The following is a 1,239-nucleotide window of genomic DNA, read 5'->3' on the forward strand; positions in this document are numbered from 1 at the left end:
GCCCCGCAGGGCAGCGACCGCAATCTGTTCGGCCGCTAACAGCCGCAAGCAGTTGACGAAAAAGAGCGGCGAAGGCAAACCTCGCCGCTCTTTCTTTAGCCGGACCGTCTCGCGCCTCTTGGCCGAAACGGCAGCACCGCGCGTCAGGCCGCCTTCGCCTCGTCGCGATGCAGCGTGAAGGAATGCCCCTCCGCGTCGAAGATGTGCAGATCCCCGGCGCCGGCATTGAGCCGCAGCGTCTCGCCGCGCTTGACCTCGACATTTCCCGGCAGTTTGGCCACCAGCGGCAGATCGGCGCGGCCGATATCGACATAGACGAGCTGAACCTCGCCGAGCTGCTCGATATAATCGACCTTGCCTTCGAACAGGTAATCCGTCCCGGTCGCGATCGCGAGATCCTCGGGCCGCACGCCGAAGCTCACCGCCGCGCCGTTCGCCGAAGCGGGCGTTGTGATCGGCACCGTCGCCTTGCGGTCGCCGACATGGCTGACCACGGTCGGATTGCCGGCCTTCTCGATCTTCGCCGGCAATATGTTCATGGCCGGCGATCCGATGAACTGCGCGACGAAGAGATTGCCCGGCCGCTTGTAGAGCTCCATCGGCGTGCCGACCTGCTCGACGACGCCTTCCTTCAGCACCACGATGCGGTCCGCCAGCGTCATCGCCTCGACCTGGTCGTGCGTGACGTAGATCATCGTCGTGTTCGGCATCGATTCTTTCAGCTTGGCGATCTCGATGCGGGTGGCGACGCGCAGTGCCGCATCGAGATTCGACAGCGGCTCGTCGAACAGGAACACCTTCGGATTGCGCACGATGGCACGGCCGATGGCGACGCGCTGGCGCTGGCCGCCCGACATCGCCTTGGGCAGGCGGTCGAGATACTTGGTGAGCTGCAGGATCTCGGCCGCCTGGCGCACGCGCTTGTCGATCTCGGCCTTGCTTTCCTTACCGATCTTCATCGAGAAGGCCATGTTGTCGTAAACGGTCATATGCGGATAGAGCGCATAGGACTGGAACACCATGGCGATGCCCCGCTTCGAAGGCGGCACGTCGTTCACAACTTCGCCGTCGATCTGGAGCACGCCGGAGGTGATTTCCTCGAGACCGGCGATCGACCTCAGCAAGGTCGACTTGCCGCAGCCCGACGGCCCGACGAACACGATGAACTCGCCCGATTTGATGTCGAGGTCGATGCCGTGGAGAATGTTGAGGTTGCCGTATGATTTCTTCACCTGGTTC

At 63.1% G+C, this 1,239-nt stretch carries 1 protein-coding gene; it reads right to left on the reverse strand.

Features of this window, described 5'->3' with window-relative positions; genetic code table 11:
- Positions 1 to 143: 143 nt before the first annotated feature.
- Complete coding sequence (ugpC, locus tag EOA79_RS32145; RefSeq protein ID WP_245489985.1) at positions 144 to 1,232, reverse strand: sn-glycerol-3-phosphate ABC transporter ATP-binding protein UgpC; 1,089 nt, start codon at positions 1,230 to 1,232, stop codon at positions 144 to 146.
- Positions 1,233 to 1,239: the final 7 nt, after the last annotated feature.

Origin of the sequence: Mesorhizobium sp. M1A.F.Ca.IN.020.03.2.1 (assembly GCF_004023205.1) — a bacterium.
Lineage (GTDB): Bacteria > Pseudomonadota > Alphaproteobacteria > Rhizobiales > Rhizobiaceae > Mesorhizobium.